This is a genomic window from Micromonospora sp. NBS 11-29, from assembly GCF_002140155.1.
GTDB lineage: Bacteria > Actinomycetota > Actinomycetes > Mycobacteriales > Micromonosporaceae > Micromonospora.
Window position 1 is genome coordinate 90,979 of record NZ_NAPR01000023.1, and the last position, 24,030, is coordinate 115,008.

Below are 24,030 nucleotides of genomic sequence, written 5' to 3' on the forward strand. Positions count from 1 at the left end.
CAACGCGACGTCCCACAGCTTCTCGCTGTCAACCAGGGTTCCGTCCATGTCGAAGAGCACGGCGGCGGGGTGTGTGCTGCTCAGCGGGGGCCTCCTTCGGTACGCGTACCCGCCGATCCTGCCACCCGGGCCCGGCCGGGCCGGCACCGTCCCCGCCGGGGGTGACCTGCGGCATCACCCGAGGCCGCAGGCCTTCAACGAGTTCTCGTAGCCGGCGAAGAACTTCTCGCTGCGCTGTTCGGCGGTGCCGTGCGCGCCCTCGGCGAACCAGGGCTGGTCCGGGTCGTCGCCGACCGCGAGCAGTCCTTCCCGGAACTCCTCCAGGTCGCCGTCGGCCAAGGTCAGCGTTCTGGCGCGCACGCTGTCACCCAGGTATGCGCCGGCCATGCAGTCGGCCTGCAGCTCCTGCTGGATGGTGAACTCGTAGCGGATGCCGAGCCGGGTCTGCACGCCGTGGGCGTACTCGTGGCCGAGCAGGTAGAACAGGAACGCGTCGCCGATCTGCCGGAACGCCGCCACCGACCAGTTCACGTCGTAGGCGATGAAGTCGCCGGCCGAGCAGTAGACCGCGTTGTTGCGCGGCAGGGCCTGCCCGCCGCAGGACACCTCGCCGGCCCGGGAGTACGGCACCACCCGCCGGATCGGTCGGAACCGCTCCCCGGAGGCGCGGAAGCGTTCCGTCCAGTACCGCTCGGCGCTGCCGACGGCGTCGGAGAAGTCCTGCTTGAACTCGGCGACGCTGGTGGTCCCGTCCGCCCGGGTGGTCGCCGCGTCCGGTGACGCCGGCCGGTCGCTGCGCTGTGGGGCGGGCTGCTGCGGCTCGCCCTGGTCGAGTCCGCCGGCCATGCAGCCGGCGGCCACCACCGCGGCCACCACCAGCCCGGCGAGCGGCCCGAACCGCCGCTGTCGCGCCCTGTCCCCCACGCCTACCTCCCGGCTGTCGAACCCGTGTGCCCGGGCAGTACCCCGGACCCACCGGCTCTCACGCATCGGCATGCGGAAACGTTCATCAGGTGTCGACCGCGGTGAACAGCAGCAGCGACCGCTCGGGGTCGACGTGCACCTCGACGCCGCCCGCGTCGGGGTCGACGCGACGCTGCCAGCGCACGCCGCCCGGCACGTACGCGGCCAGCGCCGGCCACACCTCGGGCGCCGCGCCGGTCACCGGCGTCCAGGCGAACCTGGTGGTCAGGGCGCGCGTGTCGGCCGGCGCGAGGCGCACCACCGCCTGGTAGCGCAGGTCGGTCGGGCCGGGCGCCCGGGAACAGGCGAAGCTCGGGTAGTCGACCTGCCAGTGGATCTCGGCGTACGCGCCGATGCCGGGCACGTCCTCGTCGGTCCACCGTCGGTCGGTGCGGACCTTCGCCTCCTCGACAACCACCCGCGCCGCGCAGTCACGCTCCTCGGTGTCCCCGGTGCGTGGCAGCCGGGACACCGCGCCGCAGCCGGCCAGCAGGGCGACGCCGAGCGCGGCGGTGAACGCGAGCAGCCATGGGCGTGGGGTCACGTCGGCAGGGTAACCGGCACCGGCCAGTGCACCGCCGAGGCCGGTCGTGGCCTAGTCCAGGCCGCGCATGATGTGCGGCTCACCGTCGTCGTCGCCGAAGCAGCGGTGCATCACCTGGGCGCGGGCCCACAGGTCGAGGCTGCTGGGCGGTCCGACCGGCGGCGGACCGAGCGGCGGGGCCAGCACGGGAACTGGGTCCGGCGGGACCTTCGACGTCACCTCGTCGGTCATGCTCCGCCCCTCTCGTCGTACCCATGCTCATCCACCGGCGTCTCCGCCGCGTCAACGGCGAGGGCGCGGCGTTGCCGGCTCCTACTCCGGGACGCTAGCCCGCCGCGGCGTCCGGCACAGCCGTATTCTCGACGTCGCCGCAGGTGGCGGCCGTTCGTCATCCGAAGTTAACGAAAGTTGATCTGGACCGTTACTTCCATCTCTGTCTATATGGGTGAGGCAACGCCACTCCCACCCGGATGGAGTCCCATGTCCCGTACCCTGCGCGCCACGGCCATCAGCCTCGCCGCCATCGTGGCCACCACCCTCGGCCTCGCCCAGCCCGCACCGGCGGCCGGCTACTCCGCGTCGCTCACCACCGCCGTCGCCGGCCTGACCGTCGCCACCGAGGTCCGCACCGGCTACAGCCGCGACCTGTTCCCGCACTGGATCGACGCCGACGGCGACGGCTGCCACACCCGCAACGAGGTGCTCTACGCCGAGGCCACCACGAAGCCCACCATCAGCGGCACCTGCACGCTCTCCGGCGGCCGCTGGTTCTCCTACTACGACAACGCCACCTGGAGCGCCACCGGCGACCTGGACATCGACCACATGGTCCCGCTCGCCGAGGCCTGGGACTCGGGCGCGCGGAGCTGGACCACCAGCCGCCGCCAGGCGTACGCGAACGACCTGGGCGACGCCCGCGCGCTCGCCGCGGTCACCGACAACGTCAACCAGGCCAAGGGCGACCAGGACCCGGCGACCTGGCTGCCGCCGTACGCGTCGGCCCGCTGCCGTTACGTCGGCGAGTGGGTGGCGGTGAAGATCCGCTGGCGGCTCACCGTGGACAGCGCGGAAAAGAGCGCGCTCACCAGCTGGGCGAACAACTGCCCGGCCACCACCATCTCGGTCACCTACGCCTACTGACACCCCGTGGCGCCCGGGCCGGTCCGGCCCGGGCGCGGCTGCGATGATGACCGGCGATGGGAGAGCACGAGGAGCTGACCACCGCGCGCCTGCGCCTGCGCCGCCCCACCCGTGCCGACGTCGACCTGCTCCACGCCCTGCACACCGATCCCCGGGCCTGCGCGCACAACCCCGCCGACCTGCTGCGCGACCGCGCCGAGGCGCAGGAGCGCTTCCGACGCTGGGACGGGCACTGGCAGCGGCACGGCTTCGGCTACTGGGTGGTGTGCCGCGACGACCGGCGGCTCGGCTTCTGTGGCCTGAAGGTGATGCGGCTGCACGAACGCGACGTGCTGAACCTGTTCTACCGCCTCGATCCGGCGGCGTGGGGTGCGGGCGTGGCCGGCGAGGCGGCGACCGCCGTCGTGCGCTGGGCCGCCGCGCACCGCCCCGGCGTCCCCGTGGCCGCCCGGATCCGCCCGGCCAACATCGCCTCCCGGCGGGTCGCGGAACGGGCCGGCCTACGCCGCGCCGCGCACCTCGACGTGACGGGTGAGGACGGCCCCGACCACATCTTCGTCACCGACGGTCCGCAGCCGGAAGACCGACCCTGACACACCTCGCACCAGGCGTCCCGCTGCCCGGCGTCACCGTCGCGCTGGCCGCGCTCGCCGGCCCGGCCTGGTGGTGGGCCGGACGCCGCCGGCTGCGCCTGCCGACCCACCGGCAAGATCGAAACGGTACGGTCGGACGCATGACGGTCGCCCGCTCCATCCTGCTGTTCCTGGTCGCCGCGCTGGCCGAGATCGGCGGCGCCTGGCTGGTCTGGCAGGGCTGGCGGGAGAACCGGGGGCTGCTCTGGATCGCCGGCGGGATCATCGCGCTCGGCGTCTACGGCTTCGTGGCCACGTTCCAGCCCGACCCGAACTTCGGCCGGATCCTCGCCGCCTACGGCGGCGTCTTCGTCGCCGGGTCACTCGCCTGGGGCATGCTCGTCGACAAGTTCCGGCCCGACCGCTACGACCTCGTCGGCGCGGCCATCTGCCTGGTCGGCGTCGCGATCATCATGTACGCGCCGCGGGCGAGCTGACCGGACCGGGTGCCCCCCTCATCTACCCTGGATGTCGCCCCGAACGTCGACAGTGGGGAGTTCCCGGTTGGACCCGCAACTGTATGACCTCGCCAACACCGCAAGCGCCACCCTCGTCGCCCTGCTGGCCACGGAGGCCTGGTCCACGACGAAGTCGTCGGTGGGAAACCTCTGGCGGCGTTTCCATCCGGAACGCGCGGCGGTCGTCGAAGCCGAACTGATCGACACCCGCGCGGACCTCGTCGCGGTCTCCAGCGCGGAGAACGCCGACCTTCAGGCCGACCTCTCCCGGCAGTGGCAGCACCGTCTTCTCCGCCTGCTGGCACGGGAACCGGAGGCGGCGGCCGAACTCCGACGGCTCCTCGACGAGGAGCTGACCCCGGCGCTGCGCGCCTCCGGACGGACCTGGCACGGCGACGTGACCCAGCGCGCGATGGCCAGCGGNGACGAGCCGGGACCCGCCGGGGCGGACCGGCTCGCCATGACCGCCGTCGCCCAGGACAACGCCCGGGTCTACCAGGTGGCGCAGGGCACCATCCACGTCGACGCCGGACCGGCACGCTCGGCCGCCCAACGGCTGGCGAGCATGCCGGTGCGCCAGTCGGTCGACCGGCTCACGGCGATGAGCCAGGACGATGCCGCGCAGGCCCTGGCGGACATGGACGAAGCGGCGGCCGTGCGACGCCTGGCCGCCATGCCCGCGGACCGGTGCGCGGGGCTCCTGGGCGGCATGGACGAAGGTCTGGCCGCGACACGGCTGCTCCTGCTTCCCCGCGAGACGATGCACCGCGTGCTGCTCGCCATGCCGGTTACGCAGGCCGCCGACCTGCTGGCGGAGGTCGCGCCGGACCGGGCGCGCGAGGCGCTTCGGGGCATGCCGTCGGCACGCTCGGCGACGGTGCTGGCCGAGATGCCCGACGACAAGCTGACCGCGATCCTGCTGACCGAACCGTGGACGAGCGTACGGACGCTGCTGCTCACTCTTCCACCCGCCCGGATCATGGCGCTGCGGGTGCCGGAGCTGGACGCGATGGCACGATCGACCGACACCGAGACGCGCAGGTGGGCCGGCGACGTGAAATCGGTGATCGCGCACGCCCCGAAGCGCATGGCCGCCGACCTGGCCGCCATGCCCACCGACCGTGCCACCGCCGAGCTGGACGCGCTGCCGGCCGACCGGGCCGCCGCGGTGATCGCCGAGACCGACGAGGCGCGCGCCGCCGAGCTGCTCTCGTCGGCGCCCACCGACCGGGTGGCCCGGATCCTCGGAGGTGAACTGTCCGACGGGGCGCGGTTCCTGGCGAAGATGCCCACCGAGCGGGTTTCCGAGGTGCTGGCGGAGCTTCCACCCGGACGGGCGGACCACCTGCTCGAAACGGTGCGGATCGGCCGGCTGCCACCGGCGGAAGCCGCAACGGCGCTACTCGCCTCCACACCCGCCACGATCACCGCACTGGAAGCCGGCCTCGGCACCCCCTGGCTGCTGTCGCTGCTCACCGTGCTGCCCCCGGAACGCGCGGCGGCGATCCTCAGCACCAGGATCCCGGCCTACTCCGTACCCCCCGCCGTCATCGCTGCCATCCAGGCGCTGCCCACGTCGCACCAGGCGACGGTGCTCGCCTGGCTGCCCGCCGACAAGGCCGCCCGGGTGGTCGCCCACCTCGACGACGAGCGGCTACGGCTGGTGCTGACCGAGATGCCGACCCGCTGGGCCACGGTCATCGTCGCCGCGGTCTCCCTCAGCCGCCGACGTGCCCTCCTGGCCAGCCTGCCGAAACACGTCCGGAACCCACTGGTGGACGCCGCGAAGGCCAACGGCACGGCCCTCTGAGCCGGCGACCGGATCGCGGCATGACCAGCCCGGGCCGGGCTACTTGGCGTTGAAGTAGTTGGCCTCCGGGTGGTGCACCACGATCGCGTCGGTGGCCTGCTCCGGCACGAGCTGGAACTCCTCCGACAACTGCACGCCGATCCGCTCCGCGCCCAGCAGGCTCACGATCTTCGCCCGGTCCTCCAGGTCCGGGCAGGCCGGATAGCCGAACGCGTACCGGCAGCCCCGGTAGTCGTTGCGCAGCAGCCCGGCTAGGTCGGCCGGATCGCCGTCGGCGACCGTACCCCCGCCAGGCAACACCAGCTCGGATCGGATGCGCCGGTGCCAGTACTCCGCCAGCGCCTCGGTGAGCTGCACCGACAGGCCGTGCACCTCCAGGTAGTCGCGGTACTCGTTCGCGGCGAACATCTTCGCGGTGTACTCGCTGATCGGCTGCCCCACGGTGACCAACTGCAACGCCACCACGTCGAGCTGCTCGCCCTTGGGCCGGAAGAAGTCCGCCAGGCACAGCCGGCGTTCCTGCCGCTGCCGGGGGAAGGAGAACCGGGCCCGTTCACTGTGCCCGTTCTCGTCCAGCACCACCAGGTCGTTGCCCTCCGAGTACGCCGGGAAGTAGCCGTACACCACGGCCGCCTCCAGCACCTTGTCGGCGATCAGCCGGTCCAGCCAGTAGCGCAGGCGCGGCCGGCCCTCGGTCTCCACCAACTCCTCGTACGACGGGCCCTGGCCACCCCGGGCGCCGCGCAGCCCCCACTGGCCCAGGAACGTGGCCCGCTCGTCGAGCAACGCCGCGTAGTCGGCCAGCGGCACGCCCTTGACCACCCGGGTGCCGAAGAACGGCGGGGCCGGCACGGCCACGTCCGACGCCACGTCGGAGCGGACCGAGGCGTCGTCCAGCTCGGGCAACGCGTCCCGCACCAGGGCCCGCTGCCGCTCCCGGCGCTCCCGGCGGGCCGCCAACGCGGCCTCCCGCTCCGGGTCGACCATCGGCGCGCCGCCCCGCTTCGCCGCCATCACGCGGTCCATCAGGGACAACCCCTCGAACGCGTCCCGCGCGTAGTGCACCTGGCCGGGATAGATCGACCGCAGGTCGTCCTCCACGTACGCCCGGGTCAGCGCCGCCCCGCCCAGCAGCACCGGCCAGCGCTCCGCGACGCCGCGCGAGGCCATCTCGGCCAGGTTCTCCTTCATGATGACCGTGCTCTTGACCAGCAGCCCGGACATGCCGATGGCGTCGGCCCGGTGCTCCTCGGCCGCGTCGAGGATCGCGGTGATCGGCTGCTTGATGCCGATGTTGACCACGTCGTAGCCGTTGTTGGACAGGATGATGTCGACCAGGTTCTTGCCGATGTCGTGCACGTCGCCCTTCACGGTCGCGAGCACGATCCGACCCTTCCCGTCGTCGTCCGCCTTCTCCATGTGCGGCTCCAGGTAGGCCACCGCGGTCTTCATCACCTCGGCGGACTGGAGCACGAACGGCAGCTGCATCTGGCCGGAGCCGAACAGCTCGCCGACCACCTTCATGCCGTCGAGCAGCAGGTCGTTGATGATGGACAGCGGCGTCCGACCCTCCGCCATCGCGGTGTCCAGGTCGGCCTCCAGGCCGTTGCGCTCCCCGTCGACGATCCGCCGCTTGAGCCGCTCGTCCAGCGGCAGCGCGGCCAGCTCCTCGGCCCGGGTGGCCCGCGCCGACGCCGCGTCCACGCCCTCGAAGACCTGGATGAACCGCTGCACCGGGTCGTAGCCCTCCCGGCGGCGGTCGTAGACCAGGTCGAGCGCCACCGTGCGCTGCTCGTCCGGGATCTTCGACATCGGCAGGATCTTGCTGGCGTGCACGATCGCCGAGGTCAGGCCGGCCTGGACGCACTCGTGCAGGAACACCGAGTTGAGCACCTGCCGCGCCGCCGGGTTGAGCCCGAAGGACACGTTGGAGATGCCGAGGGTGAAGTTGACGCCCGGCCACCGGGCGGTGATCTCCCGGATCGCCTCGATCGTCTCGATGCCGTCGCGGCGGGTCTCCTCCTGCCCGGTGGCGATCGGGAACGTCAGCGCGTCGATGAGGATGTCCTCCCGGCGCAGCCCCCACCGGCCGGTGAGGTCCTCGATGAGCCGCCCGGCGATGCGTACCTTCCACTCCGCCGTGCGGGCCTGGCCCTCCTCGTCGATCAGCATGGCGACCACGGCGGCGCCGTGCTCGGCGATCACCGGCATCACCCGGCCGTACCGGGAATCCGGGCCGTCGCCGTCCTCGAAGTTGACCGAGTTGACCACGCACCGGCCGCCGAGCATCTCCAGCCCGGCCTCGATCACCGCCGGCTCGGTCGAGTCGAGCATGACCGGCAGCGTGGAAGCGGTGGCGAACCGACCGGCCAACTCCCGCATGTCGATGGCGCCGTCGCGGCCGACGTAGTCCACGCACAGGTCCAGCAGGTGCGAGCCGTCCCGGGTCTGACTCCGGGCGGTCTCCACGCAGGCCTGCCAGTCGGCGGCGAGCATCGCCTCGCGGAACGCCTTCGAGCCGTTGGCGTTGGTCCGCTCCCCCACCATCAGGACGCTGGCGTCCTGGGCGAACGGCACGTGATGGTAGATCGAGGAGACGCCCGCCTCCGGCCTCGGCTCCCGGACCGCCGGCCGCCGCCCGCCGAGCCGCTCCACCAGCGCCCGGATGTGCTCCGGCGTGGTGCCGCAACAGCCGCCGATCAGGCCCACGCCGTAGTCGGTGACGAACTGGTCCAGCGCGTCGGCCATGTCCTGCGGCCCGAGCGGGAAGTAGGCGCCGTCGGCGGTCAGCACCGGCAGGCCGGCGTTCGGCATCACCGAGACCGGGATGCGCGAATGCTGCGACAGATAGCGCAGGTGCTCGCCCATCTCCGCCGGACCGGTGGAGCAGTTCAGCCCGATCAGGTCGACCCCGAGCGGCTCGATCGCGGTCAGGGCCGCGCCGATCTCGCTGCCGAGCAGCATGGTGCCGGTCGTCTCCACGGCCACCTGGCAGATGATCGGCACGTCCCGGCCGGCGGCGTCGCGGGCCCGCTTCGAGCCGACCACCGCGGCCTTGACCTGGAGCAGGTCCTGGCAGGTCTCGATGATCAGCCCGTCCGCCCCGCCGGCGATCAGACCGGCGGCGTTCTCCTGGTACGCGTCGCGCAGCGAGGCGTAGCTCGCGTGGCCCAGGGTGGGCAGCTTGGTGCCCGGCCCCATCGAGCCGAGCACGAACCGGGGCTGCTCCGGCGTCGCGTACGCGTCGGCGGCCTCCCGGGCGATCCGCGCGCCCGCCTCGGACAACTCACGGATGCGCTCGGCGATGCCGTACTCGGCGAGATTCGGCAGGTTGGCGCCGAACGTGTTGGTCTCGACGCAGTCCGCGCCGGCGGCGAGGTAGGCCTCGTGCACGCCGCGGACCACGTCCGGCCGGGTGACATTGAGGATCTCGTTGCAACCCTCAAGGCCGTCGAAGTCGTCCAGAGTGAGGTCGGCGGCCTGGAGCATGGTCCCCATCGCGCCGTCGGCGATCAGGATCCGGTCCGCCAGCAGGTCCCGCAACGAAGTAGACACAGAGCCAGATTAGTGCGCCGGAGAGCGACGAGGGCACCCCGACCGCGCCTTCCCACATAGTGTCGGCCGAATCACCGGGTGCCTTTCATCCGGTTCGACCGAGTGGTCCGGCTGGGCGACCGGCGCGGCCGACGGGCCGGCTCCGGCGGCGACACGTAGGCTGGCGGACGTGAAGGACATCAGGGATGCGACCGTGCGACGGGGCGGCGGCGCCGCCGCCGACGAGCAGGGTGAGGTGACGGCGTGACCGAGTTCGACGGGCTGCCGGTACTGCGCTCACCCGTCGCCATCGCGGCCTTCGAGGGCTGGAACGACGCCGCGGACGCCTCGACCGCCGCCGTGGAGCACCTGGAGCAGGTCTGGCAGTCCCGGCAGGTCACCGAGCTGGACCCGGAGGACTTCTACGACTTCCAGGTGAGCCGGCCGACCATCACCATGGCCGACGGGGAGACCCGGCGGGTCGAGTGGCCGACCACGCGCTTCATGGTGGCCAGCCCGGAGGGCACCGAACGGGACGTGGTGCTGATCCGCGGCATCGAGCCGAGCATGCGCTGGCGCACGTTCTGCGAGCAGGTGCTGGAGATCTGCCACAGCCTGGAGGTCGAACGGGTGGTGCTGCTCGGCGCGCTGCTGGCCGACGTGCCGTACACCCGGCCCCTGCCGATCAGCGGCAGCGCGTCGGACGCGGACGCGGCCAAGCGCTACCAGCTCACCCCCACCCGCTACGACGGCCCGACCGGCATCGTCGGGGTGCTGCACGACGCCTGCACCCGGGCCGAGGTCGACGCGGTGTCGTTCTGGGTGCACGTGCCGCACTACGCCAACAATCCGCCCTGCCCGAAGGCCACCCTGGCGCTGCTGCACCGGGTCGAGGAGGTGCTCGACCTGCCGGTGCCGATGGCCGACCTGGCCGAGGAGGCCGCCGAGTGGGAGCAGCGGGTGCGTAGCGCCGCCGAGCAGGACGCCGAGCTGGGTGAGTACGTCCGCGAGCTGGAGGAACGCGTCGGCGACGCCGGCATCACCCCGTTGACCGGGGACGAGATCGCCCAGGAGTTCGAGAAGTACCTGCGCCGGCGAGGCGGTTCCGCCGGGCCCACGGCCGGCTCCTGGTAGCGCACGTCGTCGAAAAAGGCCGGGTCCTCGTCGGATCCGGCCTTTTTCGGGTCCGGGNTCACACCCCTTACGGCATCCTAGGAACCTAGCTGTCATGAGGAGGCGGGCACATGCAGATCAACCCCGGCGCGGCCGAGTTCCCGCATCGGCAGATCGCCGCGCAGCTCAAGGCCCAGGTGCGCCGCGGCGACTGGGGGCCGGGTGAGCGGCTGCCGTCCATCCCGGCCATCGCCGAGATGTTCGGCGTGGCGAAGCAGACCGTGCAACGCGCCGTCGACCAACTGCGGGTCGAGGGCATCCTGATCACCAAACCCGGCTCCGGTACGTACGTCCGTGGCACCCGGCGTCGGCTCAACCGCCTCTCCCGGGGCCGGTACGGCGGCTTCCGCGGCTACCACACCGACCTGGCCGCCCGGTACCGCCAACAGCTCGTCTCGGTCGGCCGCGCCCCCGCCCCGCCGGAGGTCGCCGACGCGTTCGGGGTCGGCGACGGCACGGAGCTGCTCTGCCGGCGGCACCTGGTCCGCACCGACGATTCCCCGGTGGAGGTCGGCGCCTCCTGGTTCCTGCCCGCCGACACCGCCGGCACCTCGCTGGAACGCGCGGAGGCGTTCGGCCGTCCGCTCTACCAGGAGGCCGAGGAGGTCACCGGCCGGCGGTACGTCACCGCGACGGACACGATCAGCGCGCGGCAACCCAGCCGGGAGGAGGCGGAGATTCTCCAGATCCGTCCGGACACCCCCGTGCTGCACCTGCTGCACGTCGCGTACGACGAGCGGCGCAAGCCGATCGAGGTGGCCCAGGCCACCTGGCCCGGTCCGATGACGACGCTCACCGAGGAGTACAGGATCCCGGCCCCGTCCCCCGATCCGGACCCGGACCCGGGTCTCGTGCTCGGCTGATCCGGCCGGCTCACCTCAGCCCGACGGTGTTAAGAAGGGGCCCCGCCTCTACCAGAGACGTTAACAAGGTGCCCCGCCTTACAGGCGGATGCCGAGGAGGGCGTCTGCCGTGTCGGCGAACAGGCGCGGGGCGGTCGCGTCGGTGCCGTCACCGGCCAGCGTGCGCTCGGCCCAGGCGTCGGCCGCCGACAGGGCGCCGGGCGTGTCGAGGTCGTCGGCGAGGCGCTCGCGTACCCCGGTCAGCAGCGCCGCGCCCGACGGCCCGGCCGGCGCGGCGGCGGCCCGTCGCCAGCGGCCCAGCCGCTCCTGCGCCTGCTCGAGCAGCGCGTCGGTCCAGGACCGGTCGCTACGGTAGTGGCCGTCCAGCAGCGCCAACCGCACCGCCATCGGGTCGACCCGGTCGGCTCGCAGCCGGGAGACGAAGACCAGGTTCCCCTTGGACTTGGACATCTTCTCGCCGTTCAGGCCGATCATGCCGGCGTGTACGTAGTGGTCGGCGAACGGCGCCGCGCCGGTCAGCCGCTCGGCGTGCGCCGCGGAGCACTCGTGGTGCGGGAAGATCAGGTCGTTGCCGCCGCCCTGCACGCAGATCCGCTCGCCCAGCAGGTTCAACGCGATCACCGTGCACTCGATGTGCCAGCCGGGGCGGCCGGCGCCCAGCTCGCCGCCCGGCCAGGACGGCTCGCCCTCGCGGGCGCCCCGCCACAGCAGCGGGTCGAGCGGGTCACGCTTGCCGGCGCGGTCCGGGTCGCCGCCGCGCTCCGGGAAGATCTCCAACATCTCGTCGCGGGTCAGGTTCGACTCGTAGCCGAACGCGGGGGCGGCGGAGACGTCGAAGTAGACGTCGCCGGTGCCGTCGTCCAGCCGGTACGCCGCGCCGTCCTTGAGCAGCACGGCCACCTTCTCGGCGATGTCCGGGATCGACTCGACCGCGCCCACGTAGTGCGCCGGCGGGATGATCCGCAGTGCCTCCATGTCCTCGCGGAACAGCGCCGTCTCCCGCATGGCCAGGACCTTCCAGTCCTCGCCGTCGCGTTCGGCCCGCTCCAGCAGCGGGTCGTCGATGTCGGTGACGTTCTGCACGTACCGCACGGTCAGGCCGGCGTCGCGCCACATCCGCTGCACCAGATCGAACGTGATCATGGTGGCGGCGTGCCCGAGGTGGGTGGCGTCGTACGGGGTGATGCCACAGACATACATCGAGGCGACGCCGTCGGGTCGGCTGGGGTGCGAGCCCCGCCGCGCCGAGTCGTACAGCCTCAGTGCTGCGCTCTCGCCCGGCAGCCGTGGCACCTCGTGTCCCGCCCAAGACTCCATGACCGCCAGCCTAACGAGCCGTCAGGCACGCGGATGTCACCCGACGGGTGATCAACGCGACAGCGGCTCACATGGGTGGCCAGGGCATCGCCGGCCACTCCTCCGGGGGCAGCGGGAACCGCTCGGTCTCGCGCAGTCGCTCCACCCGGGACGCCAGCGCCGCGACCTCACCGATGGTGAGGTGGTCGGCCAGTTCCTCGCCGAGCGCGCCGCCGAGCTGACCGGCCAGCCCGTCGAGCATCTCCACCGCGTCCGGCGGGAGCGCCCGGCCGGCCCAGCCCCAGAGCACCGTCCGCAGCTTCTCCTCGACGTGGAAGCTGACCCCGTGGTCGACCCCGTAGATCCGGTCGTCCGGGCCGACGAGGACGTGCCCGCCTTTGCGGTCGGCGTTGTTGATCACCGCGTCGAGGACGGCCAGCCGGGCCAGCCGCGGGTCGTCGGCGTGGGCCAGCGCATACGCCGCCCCGTCGTCGTCGCGCGCCGCCGCGATCGGGAACCAGCGCGGCGGCACCGACTCGGCCGGCACGAACCCGACCAGCGGCTCGGCGTCGGCCGGCTCGTCGATCCAGAGCTGGCAGGAGCCGGGGCCGAACGGCCCGTCCCGCAGCACGGTCGGCGGCACCAGGTCCCACCCGGTGGCCCGGGAGACCAGGTAGGCGGCCACCTCCCGGCCGGCGAGCGTGCCGTCCGGGAAATCCCAGAGCGGGCGTTCGCCGCGCACCGGCTTGTAGACGCAGTGCCCGGTGACGTCACCGAGGGTGATGACGCCACGCAGCGTCGTGTTCGAGGCGTCGACCAGCCGCCCCTCCAGGGTCAGCTCACCGTCGGCGAGCAACCGCAGCGCCTCGGCACCGTCCTGTCGGGGTTGCAGTTCCGACGAGGTCACCGGTGATAGCCGTTGTGCCGGGGGCAGAGGTGACCGGCCGGGTCGAGCGGCTGGCCGCACAGGGGGCAGGGGGGCCGCCCGGCGTTGACCACCCGCTTGGCGCGTTCGATGAACTCGCGGGTCGCCTCGGGGGTCAACCGGACCCGGAGCCGGTCGAGGTCGTCGTCCGGCTCGTCCGGTTCCTCGTCGATCTCGACGTCGTCGTCGTCGGCGTCGCCCAGCTCGACCTCGACCTCCGCCTCCCCCACCGCGATCGCCTCGATCACCACGGTGGCGGTGTCCACGTCGAAGGCCAGGCCCAGCGTGCCGACCCGGAACTCCTCGTCCACCGGGGTGTCGAGCGGCTCGTTGTCGCCCAGCACCACCGGGGCCGCCTCCGGCAGCTTCACGCCGAACCGGCGCTGCGCCTCGGAGAGCAGCTCCTCGAGCTTCTCGGCGAGCAGCGACACCTGGACCTTCTCCAGCGCGACGCTGACCAGCCGGCCGCCACCGCGCGCCTGGAGGAAGAACGTGCGCTCCCCCGGCGGGCCGACCGTTCCGGCGACGAACCGCTCCGGCGGCTCGAAGGCGTGCACCTGGTGCGTCATAACTACGACCCTATCCGGAGCGCCGGAGCACCGTGCAGCCCACCGACGCCGAATCCGCCCACAGCGCAACCGCCCGGCCGGCCCGGTCCCGATGGACCCACCTCACCCGGCCGCCCCCGCGCCACCGCCGACCACCGCGTCCGACCCGGTGGCCCGCGCCGCCCGCCGGCGCCGCCGACGCGGCGGGACCAGCGCCNCGGTGTCGTTGAGCCGGACCAGGAACGGCCGCAGCGGCGTGTAGCGGATCGCCGTCACCGACGCCGGGTCGACCACGATCCGCTGAAAAAGATCCAGGTGTACGCCGAGCGCGTCTGCCACGATCGCCTTGATCACGTCACCGTGGCTGCACGCCAGCCAGACCGCCTCGGGACCGTGCTCGGCGGCGACCCGCGCGTCCCACGCCCGCACCGCGGCGACCGCCCGAGCGGACATCCCCGCCATCGACTCGCCCTCCGGGAAGACCGCGGCGCTCGGGTGCTGCTGGACCACCGGCCAGAGCGGCTCCTTCGCCAGCTTCTTCAGCGACTGCCCCTCCCAGGCGCCGTAGCCGCATTCGATCAGCCCCTCGTCGACCACCGGCTCCGCCGCGGGAAGCGCCAACTCCAGGGTCTGCCGGCAGCGGATGAGCGGGCTGGTCACCACCGCCGCGAGCGGCAGACCGGCGAGTCGCCCACCGACCGCCGTGGCCTGGGCCCGACCGGTGTCGTCCAGCTCGACCGGTTGCCGGCCGGCCAGGCCACCGTCGGCGTTCGCGGTGGTCCGGCCGTGTCGCAGAAGCAGAAGGGTCGCCACGCCCACCACCCTAGGTCGTGCCGTCTCCGACGGTCGCGCCCGCCACGTCGACCCGCACGCTGATCTTCCCCGCCTGCCCCGCTCGCCAGGAAAGGGCCCGTCGGACTGGCCGGACGCGCCACGCCAGTTCGGGGAAACGGCGACATCCGCCCCGCCCCGACACAACCGCTTCGGGGCACTGGAGACCTCCCATGTCCCTCACCGTGCCGCCGACCAGCCAGAGTCCCCCTCCCCCCACCCTGGGCGATATCCGGTTGACCATGAAGTTGGCGGCAGTGAACCGACCCATCCGCGCCGTCAACTTCATGGTCAACCAGGCCAGGGGTCCGGTCGGGCCAGGGAAACGGTTATATCGGGGTAAATGCCATGTCGCCGTTTCCCCGGGCTGGCGTCGATGATCACCCTGACGTCGCCAAACACCCCAGCAGCCAACAAACCGCCCACTGGGTTCGTGAGTTCGGCTGACGGTGGGGGTAACCCTGGTCGGGGAATGGGTGCGGGGGTGGGGGCGTTGTGTCGGGGGTACGGCCGAGCAGGTGAGCGTGGCGCACGCGCCCGCCACCGGCCCCGGGAATGATCGGGGGGTGCCGGTCGTTGTACCTGGTTCCGGCGGACACGACGTGGCCCCGCCCCGTGGCGTCGGACCCTTCCCCCGCAGTCCATGAGAGCGCCTGACGGCTGCTCGCGTACGCGCCGGGTCCCCTTCCGGCGTGGGCGTCGACCCCCGAACGGAGCCCACCATGAACACCATCCTGCGCAAGAGCATCCTCGGCATCGCCGGTCTGACCGTCGCCGGTGGCCTGGCCGCCGGCCCGCTGAACCATCAGGACGCCACTCCGACCGTGCGCGACGCCGCGGTGGCCGTGCAGGCCGACAAGCCCGACACCGCCACCCTGATCCCGCACGGCGTGCAGGGCGCGCAGTCCCGCATCGACCTGAACGACGAGCAGGTCGCCAACGCCCAGGCGATCATCGCCGCCACCAAGAAGGCGGGCATGGACGAGCGGGCCGCGGTCGTCTCGATCGCCACCAGCCTTCAGGAGTCGAAGCTGGAGAACCTGGGTCACCTCGGCGACCGCAACGACCACGACTCGCAGGGCCTGTTCCAGCAGCGCCCGTCCAGCGGCTGGGGCACGGTCGAGCAGATCACCGACCCCGAGTACGCCACCCTCGCCTTCCTCAAGGGCCTGAAGCAGGTCGACGGCTGGCAGGACATGCCGCTGACCCGGGCCGCCCAGACCGTGCAGGTCTCCGCGTACCCCGACCACTACGCCCAGTGGGAGCAGCAGGCCGCCGACATCGTGGCCGAGCACTGGACCAGCTGACCGCACGAAGGCCGGCACCCGTGAGGGGTGCCGGCCTTCGGCGTGCCGCAGGACGTCAGGTGGCGCTGATCGTGCCGGTCAGCAGCAGGCAGAGCACGAGCGAGCCGAGCGCCACCCGGTAGATGACGAACAGGTACAGCGTGTGGTGCGCGACGTACCGCAGCAGCCAGGCGATGGCCGCGTACCCGATGGCGAACGCGACCACGGTGGCGACCACCATCTGCGCCACACTCGGCGCGGCGGTGCCCGGCGCGGACGGTTCGAAGACGTCCGGGAGGCTGAACACGCCGGAGATCACCACGGCGGGGATGGCCAGGAGAAACGAGTAGCGCGCCGCGGTCTCCCGGGTGAGGTTGAGGAACAGCCCCACGGTCAGCGTGCCGCCGGAGCGGGAGACGCCCGGGATCAGCGCCATGGCCTGTCCCAGACCCATCGCCACGCCGTCGCGCATCCGGAAGTTCTCCAGCGTACGGGTCTGCCGCCCCCAGTACTCGGCGAACGCGAGCACCAGGGCGAAGAAGATCAGCGTGAAGGAGATCAGGTACAGGTTGCGGCCGGCGGTGCGGATCTGGTCCTTGAACAGCAGCCCGAGGAGCCCGATCGGGATGGTGCCGACGATCACGTACCAGCCCATCCGGTAGTCGAGGCTGGAGCGCACCGAGCGGTCGACCAGGCCGAGGCACCAGGTGCGGACGATCCGCCAGATGTCCTTGAAGAAATAGATGAGCACGGCGGCCTCGGTGCCGAGCTGGGTCACCGCGGTGAACGACGCGCCGGCGTCGCGGCCGAAGAAGATGGCCGAGGTGATCCGCAGGTGCCCCGACGAGGAGACCGGCAGGAATTCGGTGAGCCCCTGGACGACGCCCAGGACGATGGCCTCGACCCAGGTCACTCGCCCACTCCGGACAACTCGAGCGCCTCGGCGACGGTACGCAGCGTCTGCACGCCGCTGTCCCGGTCGGCCACGAACAGCGTCACGGACAGGGTGGTCACGCCCGCGGCGGCGTACTCCCGCATCCGCTCGGCGATGCGTTCCTTCGGGCCGAGCAGCGAGGTCCGGTCGATGAACTCCAGCGGCACCGCGGCGGCCGCGTCACGCTGCCGCTTGGCCAGGTAGAGGTCCTGCACCTCGCGGGCCGCGTCGCCGTAGCCCATCCGGGTGGCGAGCTGGTTGTAGAAGTTCTGCTGCCGGCTGCCCATCCCGCCCACGTAGAGCGCGGCGTACCAGCGGACCAGCTCGGCACAGGTGGCGACGTCGTCACCGACCACCACCGGCACGGACGGAACCACGTCGAAACCGGTCATCTCCCGGCCGGCCCGGGCCCGACCCGCGCGGACCGCGGCGAGCTGCTCGTCGGCGAACTCCGGGGCGTAGAAGACGGCCAGCCAACCGTCGGCGATCTCGCCGGCCAGTTCCAGGTTCTTCGGGCCGACGGCGGCCAGGTAGATCGGGATCTGTTCGCGTGGCGGGTGGAAGCCCAGTCGTAACGCCTTGCCGGGGCCGTCGGGCAGCGGCAGCGTGTAGTGCTCGCCGTCGTACGCCACCTGCTTGCGCGCCACCGCGAGCCGGACCACGTCCACGTACTCCCGGGTGCGGGCCAGCGGTTTGGCGAACCGCACCCCGTGCCAGCCCTCGGACACCTGCGGGCCGGAAACCCCCAGGCCGAGTCGGAACCGGCCGCCGGAGAGGGCGTCGATGGTGGCGGCGGTCATCGCGGTCGTCGCCGGGGTCCGGGCGGGGATCTGCATGACCGCCGAGCCCAGGTCGATCCGCTCCGTCCGCCCCGCCATCCAGGCCAGCATGCTCGGCGAGTCGGAGCCGTACGCCTCGGCGGCCCACACCACCGAGTAGCCGAGCCGGTCCGCCTCCTGGGCGAGGGCCAGGTGGTCGGCCGGTGTGCTCCACGCCGTCTGGTATCCGAGGCTGAGCCCGAGTCGCACTGATCCTCCCACCGTCCGCCGCACAGGTCGCATCAGGTTACGCAATGCGCGCGGCGGCACCGACGACCGGCTCGCCCGGAACACGTCACACCGGCGTGCGGTCGCGCGGGAAGTTGACTACGGCGAGGATATCCGTGACGCCGGCTTCGAAATAAGGTTCACGCATGCAACAGCGACCGCTCGGCCGAAGCGGGCTGGCGGTTTCGCGGCTCGCGCTCGGCACCATGACCTGGGGACGCGACACCGACGCGGACGACGCGGCCGCCCAGTTGAAGAGCTACCTCGACGCGGGTGGCAACCTCGTCGACACCGCCGACGTGTACGCCGACGGCGACGCCGAGTCGGTGATCGGTTCCCTGCTGGGCAGCCTGGTCGACCGCGACGAGCTGCTCATCGCCACCAAGGCGGGGCTGCGGCCGGGCAGCGGCCGCCGCCGGGACGGCTCCCGCGGGCACCTGCTGCGCACCCTGGAGGCCTCGCTGCGCCGGCTGGGCACCGACCACGTCGACCTGTGGCAGGTGCACGGGTACGACCCGGACACCCCGCTGGAGGAGACCCTGGGGGCGCTGGACCACGCCGTGTCCAGCGGGAAGGCCCGGTACGTCGGGGTGTCGAACTTCGCCGGCTGGCAGACCGCGCGGGCCGCCGCCTGGCAGGCCGCCTGGCCGGGGCGCGCCCCGGTGGTCGCCGCCCAGGTGGAGTACTCGCTGCTGGAGCGCGGCATCGAGCGTGAGGTGCTGCCGGCCTGCGCCGGGATGGGGCTGGGCGTGCTGCCCTGGTCGCCGCTGGGCCGGGGCGTGCTCACCGGCAAGTACCGCAACGGCCGCCCGGCGGACTCGCGGGCGGTGTCGCCGCACTTCGAACGCTTCGTCGCCACCTACCTGGAGCCGCGCTGCTCCAGCATCGTGGAGGCGGTCGCCATCGCCGCCGGCGGGCTCGGGGTGTCGCCGCTGGAGGTGGCGTTGGCCTGGGTCCGGGACCGGCCCGGCGTGACCGCGCCGATCCTCGGCGCCCGCACCGTCGGGCAACTGCTCGGCGCCCTCCAGGTGGAGCGGGTCACCCTGCCGGACGAGATCGTCACCGCGCTGGACGACGTCTCGGCGGTGCCGGTCGGCTACCCCGAGCGGGACGGCTGAGCATCCGGGGGGTGGCGGCGGGCCGGGAGGGCTGGGCAGCATAGGAGGCATGGACTACGAATACGCGCCCCTGCGGTTGCCCTCGAACGTCGACCGGTTGACCGCCGCGGCGCAGTTGGCGATCCAGGCGGAGTTCTCCGGCTGGGAGTTGGCCCGGGTGCGGCTCTACCGGGACGGCTCGCGGCAGGTGATGCTGCGGCGTCGCGTGGTGAACAAGCCGCAGCCCGGTTTGTCGTACTGACCGCCGGCCGCGCCCCGGGGCCACGCGTGGGAGCGCGGCCCCGGGGCGAACACGCCCTAGTGCGCGTGGTCGTGCTCCTCGTCGAGTTCCAGGAACGGGTGCTCGTCGAGCCGGCCGACCAGCCGGTCGTCGACGGCCGGCTGGAACGGGCCGACCGGGTCGTCGTCGTCGAACGACTCCAGGTCGACCGGCGTGCCGACCTCGCTGACCATGACCACGCCGTCGAGCGGCTCCAGCTCGGGCACGTCGAGGGCGGACAGCGATCCGTCGCCGCTCTGCAGCAGCTCCAGCACCGCCTCGCCGACCCCCTCCACCGGCGCCGGCTCGTCCTCCTCCGGGGTGCCCTCCCGGCGGGCCGCCTCGGCGGCGCGCAGCAGCGCGGCGACGCTGGGCACCCGGTAGTCGCGGCGCTGCCGCACCGAGATCACCCGCGGGTGCGGGTCGGTCGGCTCGCCGCCCTCGACCGCGCCGAAGCGCTCGTCGGCCTCGTCCGGGTCGATCGACTCCACGTCCCAGGGCGTGACCTCGCCGAACGCGTCGAGCAGCTGCTCGTCGTACGCGAACGAGGCGTTGTTCAACGCGACGTACGCCTGCCAGACGGCGTCGTCGTCGATCCGGCCCTGGGCGGCCCGGACCGCGGCCAGGTGGGCGCGGGCCGCGTCGATCACCTGCTCGAGGGCGGCGTCCAGCTCACCGTGCTGGTCGGTCATGTGAGGCAGTCCCTTCGCGATGGGGGGAGTTCCGCGCGGGCGGCGCCGCGGCGGGCGCGGTCAGCAGTTGCGGAGGAAGCGGTCCAGAACCCGCACGCCGAACTGTAGTCCGTCCAGCGGTACCCGCTCGTCGATGCCATGGAACAGGCCGGAGAAATTGAGGTCGGCGGGCAGCCGCAGCGGCGCGAAGCCGAAGCAGCGGATGCCGAGTTGGGAGAACGCCTTGGCGTCGGTGCCGCCGGAGAGCATGTACGGCACCGGGTGCGCGCCCGGGTCCTCGGCGCGCAGCGCGTCGGACATCTGCGCCACCAGGTCGCCGTCGAACGTGGTCTCCAGGGCCGGCTGGCGCTGGACGTACTCGATGGCGATGTCCGGGCCGACCAGCTCGCGCAGCTGCCGCTCCAGCTCCTCGCTCTGCCCGGGCAGGCTGCGGCAGTCGATGGTGGCGGTGGCCCGGCCGGGGATCACGTTGTCCTTGTAGCCGGCGGCCAGCCGGGTCGGGTTGGCGGTGTTGCGGACGGTGGCGCCGATGATGTTGGCGATCGGGCCGAGCTTGGCGATCGCGGTCTCCGGGTCGTCCGGGTCGATCTCGATGCCGAGCACGTCGGCGACCTCGGCCAGGAACGCCCGGACGGTGTCGGTCATCACCACCGGGAAGCGGTGCCGGCCGATCCGGGCCACCGCCTCGGCGAGCGCGGTCACCGCGTTGTCGTCGTGCACCATCGAGCCGTGGCCGGGTCGCCCGCGCGCGTGCAGGCGAAGCCAGTCGATGCCCTTCTCGGCGGTCTCGATCAGGTAGAGCCGGCGCTGCTCGTCGACCGAGTAGGAGAAGCCGCCCACCTCGCCGATCGCCTCGGTGCAGCCGTCGAAGAGCCCACGGTGACGCTGGGTGAGGAAGTGTGCCCCGTACTCGCTGCCGGCCTCCTCGTCGGCGGTGAAGGCGAGCACCACGTCGCGGCGGGGCCGCACACCGGCGCGCTGCCAGCCGCGGACCACGGCCAGCACCATGGCGTCGAAGTCCTTCATGTCGATCGCGCCGCGGCCCCACAGGTAGCCGTCGCGGATCTCGCCGGAGAACGGGTGCACCGACCACTCGTCCGGGTCGGCGGGCACCACGTCGAGGTGGCCGTGCACCAGCAGCGCGTCCCGGCCGGGCTCGGTGCCGGCGATGCGGGCCACCAGGTTCGCCCGGCCCGGCGCGGACTCGTGGATCTCGACGTCGACGCCGACGTCGGCGAGCTTCTCCGCGACGTACTCCGCGGCACGCCGCTCCCCCACGCTGGTGTCGTTGTCGCCGGTGTTGGTGGTGTCGATGCGCAGCAGGTCCCGGCAGAGGTCCACGACCTCGTCGGTGGGCTCGGGCGGGGCGGAGGTCGTCATCGCATCCTTATACCAGTCGACCGGCTCCCGACGACCGGCGGCGGTGCGGCCGGTTTCGCCGCGCGCGCGTTCGGGTACCGCCGGACCGCGCCGCACATCGACCAGGGCCATCACGAGGAGGGCACCATGACCGTCCCCCTGCCGCCGCTGCCGCCGGCCGCCGACGACGCGTACCGGCCGGGCGGGCGGAGCCTGGCCGACCTCGTGGACGCCGAGCACCGCGCCCTGCTGGAGCTGGCCGACCGGGTCACCGCGCCGACGCTGGACGCGGCCGGGCGCCGGGAGCTGCTGGACGTGCTCACCGCCGCGGTCTCCCGGCACCTCTCCGCCGAGGAGCAGTATCTCTTCCCGGCCGCCCGCGCCGCGGTGCCGGAGAGCGCCGAACTGGTCGGGCGGGAGATCGAGGCGGACGCCGGGCTGCTGACCGCGTTGAAGGCGTTGTCCGGTCCGGACGACCCGGGGGTCGCCGACGTGGCCGAGCGGGTACGCCGGCACGTCAGCCGGGTGACCGCGTTGGTCACGCCGCTGCGGGAGGTGGCCAGCGACGCCGAGCTGATCCGGCTGGGCAACCGGTGGGAGATCGCGGAGGAGGCGGCGCCCACCCGGCCGCACCCGGGCACCCCGGCCACCCCGCCCTGGAACAAGATCGTCGAGCCGGCGGTGGGGGTGCTGGACAAGGTGCGCGACGCGGTCACCGGACGGCGTACCCGACTGGCGGACCTGGAGCACCGCCGGGAGGCGTGAGCCGATCGCCCCTTCCCGCGCACCGGTCGGTGGTCCTACCGTCACCGTATGAACCTGGAGCTGCGACACCTGCGGGTGGTCTGCGCGATCGCCGAGACGGGGAGCGTCACCAAGGCGGCCTCCACGCTCGGTCTGGCCCAGCCGGCGCTGACCGCCCAGCTCCAGCGGATCGAGCGGATCCTCGGCGGTCCGCTGTTCGAGCGGGACCGCCGGGGCGCCCGACCGACCGCGCTGGGTGAGCTGGTGCTGGACCGGGCGCGGGTGCTGCTGCCGGCGATGAAGGGCCTCCAGGACGAGGCGGCCCGGCTGGCCGGCGCCGGCGACCCGCTGCGCCGTTACCGGTTCGGCGGGGTGAACAGCCCGATCCTGGGCCGGCTGGTGCACCGGCTGGGCGGCGAGCGCCCGGACGTGCAGATCTCGACCTACGCCTCCTGGTCGGTGGACGAACTGGCCCAGATGGTGGCCGGCGGCCGGCTCGACTTCGCGCTCACCGGGGTGTGCGGGGACGCGACGCCGTCGGCGGAGTTCGGGTTGAGTTGGCGGGAGGTGGCCGTCGATCCGGTCTTCGTGCTGCTGCCGCAGACCCATCCGCTGGCCGGCCGTAAGGAGATCGACCTGGTCGACCTGCGGCGCGAGACGTGGGTGGCCGCGCCGGGCGACGGCTGCTTCGGCGACTGCTTCGCCGCCGCCTGCGCCCGCGCCGGTTTCACCCCCCGCAAGGTGTACGAGGCGGACGTGCGGGCCGCGGAGGACCTGGTGGACGCGGGGACGGCGGTGGCGCTGTGCCAGGCCACCTTCCGCCCGGTCGCCGGTCTGGTCACCCGGCGGTTGGCCGGCACGCCGCTGCGGTGGCGGCTGCTGTTCGGCTGGCATCCGGAGACGCCGGCCGCGGTGGTGGCGGAGCCGGTGCTGGCCACCGCGGTGGCCGCGTACACCGACGCGCTGGCGCACCATCCGGACTATCTGGCCTGGCTGCTGGCGCATCCCGACTTCGGCGTGCAGCCCAGCGGCGTGGGCGGGGTGCGAACCGCCTGAACGCGGGTAACACCGGCGCATGACTGATCTGTATCCGGCCGCCGACCAGCGGGAGTTGCTGCGCCGCGCGGCCACCGCGCACACCGCCGCCGTGGCCGACCTGGAGGCGTTCCTGCGCCGGTTGCCGGAGGTGCCCGACCCGGCGGACATCGTGGAGTACGCCAACCTGCTCACCCGGGAGGAACGCGCCCGCGGGGAACGGCAGGCCGCCGCCGACGCGGCGGGCCTGGTCGTCCCCGGCACCGAGGCCGAGTAGGTCGCGGGCGCTCAGCGTTCGACCAGCACGTCGTGCCCGAGGTCGAGCAAGGCGTGCCGCCACCCGTCGTCGGCGTTGCCCCGGGGCGGCTTCTCCGCGGTCAGCGCGCGGATCCGGCTGATCGCGTCGCGCATCACCTCGATGTCCTCCGGGGTGAGGTCCACCTTGCGCTTGCGCAGCACGGCGAGGATCTGCCGGCCCGGCTCGGGCAGGTCCAGGTCGGGGCCGGGGCCGAACGCCTCCTCCCCCGACCCGCGGGTCAACAGCCACTGCCGTAGCTGCTCGGAGGGCACGTTCACCTCGGCGTGGAAGTCGTCCCAGATCACCTCGACCTCGGGGTCGAGTCGCGCCTCGCGTACCATCACGTCTCCTCTGCCGGCGGCCCGGACGGTCCCGGGTCGCCCTCGCTCGTCGGTGTCTGCGGGGTGAGGCCCTCCGGTGGCACCTGCACCCGGGACGGGTTGGCCGTGGGGGGCGCCTCGATCGGTTCGCCGGCGCCGGTGTCCTCCCCGGCCTCGTCGGGTTCGGTCATGTCCGCCCTCCGATCGTCGCGGCGACGGGCC

General features: G+C 72.9%; 26 protein-coding genes and 1 pseudogene. 12 read left to right on the top strand and 15 right to left on the bottom strand.

Annotated features, from left to right (window positions below; genetic code table 11):
- The 4 genes and pseudogenes from B1205_RS32320 to B1205_RS24945 all read right to left on the bottom strand — a co-directional run.
- Positions 1 to 84 (bottom strand): annotated as a pseudogene (locus B1205_RS32320) (HAD family phosphatase); the annotation flags it as partial.
- Between the two features lie 90 nt (positions 85 to 174).
- Positions 175 to 924, bottom strand: a complete 750-nt coding sequence (locus B1205_RS24935) for a neutral zinc metallopeptidase (RefSeq protein ID WP_089157824.1) — start codon at positions 922 to 924, stop codon at positions 175 to 177.
- An 85-nt stretch (positions 925 to 1,009) separates the two neighbouring features.
- Positions 1,010 to 1,507 carry a hypothetical protein gene (locus B1205_RS24940; protein ID WP_089157825.1) on the bottom strand — a complete coding sequence of 166 codons (498 nt, stop codon included), beginning with the start codon at positions 1,505 to 1,507 and terminating at the stop codon, positions 1,010 to 1,012.
- A gap of 51 nt (positions 1,508 to 1,558) precedes the next feature.
- Positions 1,559 to 1,738, bottom strand: coding sequence for a hypothetical protein (locus B1205_RS24945; protein ID WP_089157826.1), 180 nt, complete (start codon positions 1,736 to 1,738; stop codon positions 1,559 to 1,561).
- A 249-nt stretch (positions 1,739 to 1,987) separates the two neighbouring features.
- On the opposite strand from B1205_RS24945, the gene B1205_RS24950 reads away from it, so the two are divergent.
- The 4 genes from B1205_RS24950 (at position 1,988) to B1205_RS33605 (ending at position 5,547) form a co-directional block, all read left to right on the top strand.
- A complete protein-coding gene (locus B1205_RS24950; RefSeq protein WP_089157827.1) occupies positions 1,988 to 2,647 on the top strand; it encodes an HNH endonuclease family protein in 660 nt (219 codons plus the stop codon).
- A 56-nt stretch (positions 2,648 to 2,703) separates the two neighbouring features.
- Positions 2,704 to 3,240, top strand: a complete 537-nt coding sequence (locus tag B1205_RS24955) for a GNAT family N-acetyltransferase (protein ID WP_089157828.1) — start codon at positions 2,704 to 2,706, stop codon at positions 3,238 to 3,240.
- A 140-nt stretch (positions 3,241 to 3,380) separates the two neighbouring features.
- Entirely contained in the window at positions 3,381 to 3,716 is a 336-nt protein-coding gene (locus tag B1205_RS24960) for a YnfA family protein (RefSeq protein ID WP_089157829.1), read from the top strand.
- Positions 3,717 to 4,446: 730 nt separating this feature from the next.
- Entirely contained in the window at positions 4,447 to 5,547 is a 1,101-nt protein-coding gene (locus B1205_RS33605; RefSeq protein ID WP_441338557.1) for a magnesium transporter MgtE N-terminal domain-containing protein, read from the top strand.
- Positions 5,548 to 5,586: 39 nt separating this feature from the next.
- On the opposite strand, the gene metH is transcribed toward B1205_RS33605, so the two are convergent.
- On the bottom strand, positions 5,587 to 9,090 hold the full coding sequence (gene metH, locus B1205_RS24970; RefSeq protein ID WP_089157831.1) for a methionine synthase: 3,504 nt from the start codon (positions 9,088 to 9,090) through the stop codon (positions 5,587 to 5,589).
- A gap of 255 nt (positions 9,091 to 9,345) precedes the next feature.
- On the opposite strand from metH, the gene B1205_RS24975 reads away from it, so the two are divergent.
- Positions 9,346 to 10,215, top strand: a complete 870-nt coding sequence (locus B1205_RS24975) for a PAC2 family protein (RefSeq protein ID WP_089157832.1) — start codon at positions 9,346 to 9,348, stop codon at positions 10,213 to 10,215.
- 110 nt (positions 10,216 to 10,325) lie between these two features.
- A complete protein-coding gene (locus tag B1205_RS24980) occupies positions 10,326 to 11,117 on the top strand; it encodes a GntR family transcriptional regulator (protein WP_089157833.1) in 792 nt (263 codons plus the stop codon).
- 78 nt (positions 11,118 to 11,195) lie between these two features.
- Here the strand turns inward: B1205_RS24980 and mshC are convergent, their stop codons facing one another.
- The 4 genes from mshC to B1205_RS25000 all read right to left on the bottom strand — a co-directional run bounded on the left by mshC (position 11,196) and on the right by B1205_RS25000 (position 14,708).
- Positions 11,196 to 12,434, bottom strand: coding sequence for a cysteine--1-D-myo-inosityl 2-amino-2-deoxy-alpha-D-glucopyranoside ligase (gene mshC, locus B1205_RS24985; protein ID WP_089157834.1), 1,239 nt, complete (start codon positions 12,432 to 12,434; stop codon positions 11,196 to 11,198).
- A 67-nt stretch (positions 12,435 to 12,501) separates the two neighbouring features.
- Positions 12,502 to 13,320 (bottom strand): SCO1664 family protein, encoded by an 819-nt coding sequence (locus B1205_RS24990; RefSeq protein ID WP_089157835.1) that lies wholly within the window; start codon positions 13,318 to 13,320, stop codon positions 12,502 to 12,504.
- On the bottom strand, positions 13,317 to 13,907 hold the full coding sequence (locus B1205_RS24995; protein ID WP_089157836.1) for a DUF3090 domain-containing protein: 591 nt from the start codon (positions 13,905 to 13,907) through the stop codon (positions 13,317 to 13,319). Before B1205_RS24995 ends, B1205_RS24990 begins: the two co-directional genes overlap by 4 nt.
- Positions 13,908 to 14,009: 102 nt before the next feature.
- Positions 14,010 to 14,708, bottom strand: coding sequence for a histidine phosphatase family protein (locus B1205_RS25000; protein ID WP_089157837.1), 699 nt, complete (start codon positions 14,706 to 14,708; stop codon positions 14,010 to 14,012).
- A 731-nt stretch (positions 14,709 to 15,439) separates the two neighbouring features.
- Here B1205_RS25000 and B1205_RS25010 point away from each other — a divergent pair.
- Positions 15,440 to 16,024 carry a hypothetical protein gene (locus B1205_RS25010; RefSeq protein ID WP_089157907.1) on the top strand — a complete coding sequence of 195 codons (585 nt, stop codon included), beginning with the start codon at positions 15,440 to 15,442 and terminating at the stop codon, positions 16,022 to 16,024.
- A gap of 55 nt (positions 16,025 to 16,079) precedes the next feature.
- Here the strand turns inward: B1205_RS25010 and B1205_RS25015 are convergent, their stop codons facing one another.
- Positions 16,080 to 16,916, bottom strand: coding sequence for an undecaprenyl-diphosphate phosphatase (locus B1205_RS25015; protein WP_089157839.1), 837 nt, complete (start codon positions 16,914 to 16,916; stop codon positions 16,080 to 16,082).
- The gene (locus tag B1205_RS25020) at positions 16,913 to 17,965 is read right to left on the bottom strand and encodes an LLM class F420-dependent oxidoreductase (RefSeq protein WP_089157840.1); all 1,053 of its coding nucleotides are present in this window, start codon (positions 17,963 to 17,965) and stop codon (positions 16,913 to 16,915) included. The genes B1205_RS25015 and B1205_RS25020 overlap by 4 nt, the downstream gene beginning before the upstream one ends.
- A gap of 164 nt (positions 17,966 to 18,129) precedes the next feature.
- Here B1205_RS25020 and B1205_RS25025 point away from each other — a divergent pair, with 164 nt between their 5' ends.
- Together B1205_RS25025 and B1205_RS25030 are read left to right on the top strand one after the other, a co-directional pair.
- Entirely contained in the window at positions 18,130 to 19,101 is a 972-nt protein-coding gene (locus B1205_RS25025; RefSeq protein WP_089157841.1) for an aldo/keto reductase, read from the top strand.
- 49 nt (positions 19,102 to 19,150) lie between these two features.
- Positions 19,151 to 19,342 (top strand): DUF5703 family protein, encoded by a 192-nt coding sequence (locus B1205_RS25030; RefSeq protein ID WP_089157842.1) that lies wholly within the window; start codon positions 19,151 to 19,153, stop codon positions 19,340 to 19,342.
- Between the two features lie 56 nt (positions 19,343 to 19,398).
- On the opposite strand, the gene B1205_RS25035 is transcribed toward B1205_RS25030, so the two are convergent.
- A complete protein-coding gene (locus B1205_RS25035) occupies positions 19,399 to 20,052 on the bottom strand; it encodes a hypothetical protein (RefSeq protein ID WP_089157843.1) in 654 nt (217 codons plus the stop codon).
- A gap of 60 nt (positions 20,053 to 20,112) precedes the next feature.
- A complete protein-coding gene (locus tag B1205_RS25040) occupies positions 20,113 to 21,432 on the bottom strand; it encodes a M20/M25/M40 family metallo-hydrolase (RefSeq protein WP_089157908.1) in 1,320 nt (439 codons plus the stop codon).
- A 126-nt stretch (positions 21,433 to 21,558) separates the two neighbouring features.
- Between B1205_RS25040 and B1205_RS25045 the strand changes: the two genes are divergently transcribed.
- From B1205_RS25045 to B1205_RS25055, 3 genes are read left to right on the top strand one after another with little or no spacing between them, the layout of a single operon-like run.
- Entirely contained in the window at positions 21,559 to 22,176 is a 618-nt protein-coding gene (locus tag B1205_RS25045; RefSeq protein ID WP_089157844.1) for a hemerythrin domain-containing protein, read from the top strand.
- A 48-nt stretch (positions 22,177 to 22,224) separates the two neighbouring features.
- Complete coding sequence (locus B1205_RS25050) at positions 22,225 to 23,211, top strand: LysR family transcriptional regulator (RefSeq protein WP_089157845.1); 987 nt, start codon at positions 22,225 to 22,227, stop codon at positions 23,209 to 23,211.
- A 19-nt stretch (positions 23,212 to 23,230) separates the two neighbouring features.
- Entirely contained in the window at positions 23,231 to 23,467 is a 237-nt protein-coding gene (locus B1205_RS25055) for a hypothetical protein (protein ID WP_089157846.1), read from the top strand.
- Between the two features lie 11 nt (positions 23,468 to 23,478).
- On the opposite strand, the gene B1205_RS25060 is transcribed toward B1205_RS25055, so the two are convergent.
- Together B1205_RS25060 and B1205_RS30045 are read right to left on the bottom strand one after the other, a co-directional pair.
- The gene (locus B1205_RS25060; RefSeq protein ID WP_089157847.1) at positions 23,479 to 23,829 is read right to left on the bottom strand and encodes a DUF3140 domain-containing protein; all 351 of its coding nucleotides are present in this window, start codon (positions 23,827 to 23,829) and stop codon (positions 23,479 to 23,481) included.
- Positions 23,829 to 23,999 (bottom strand): hypothetical protein, encoded by a 171-nt coding sequence (locus B1205_RS30045; RefSeq protein ID WP_176308786.1) that lies wholly within the window; start codon positions 23,997 to 23,999, stop codon positions 23,829 to 23,831. The genes B1205_RS25060 and B1205_RS30045 overlap by 1 nt, the downstream gene beginning before the upstream one ends.
- Between the last annotated feature and the right edge of the window lie 31 nt (positions 24,000 to 24,030).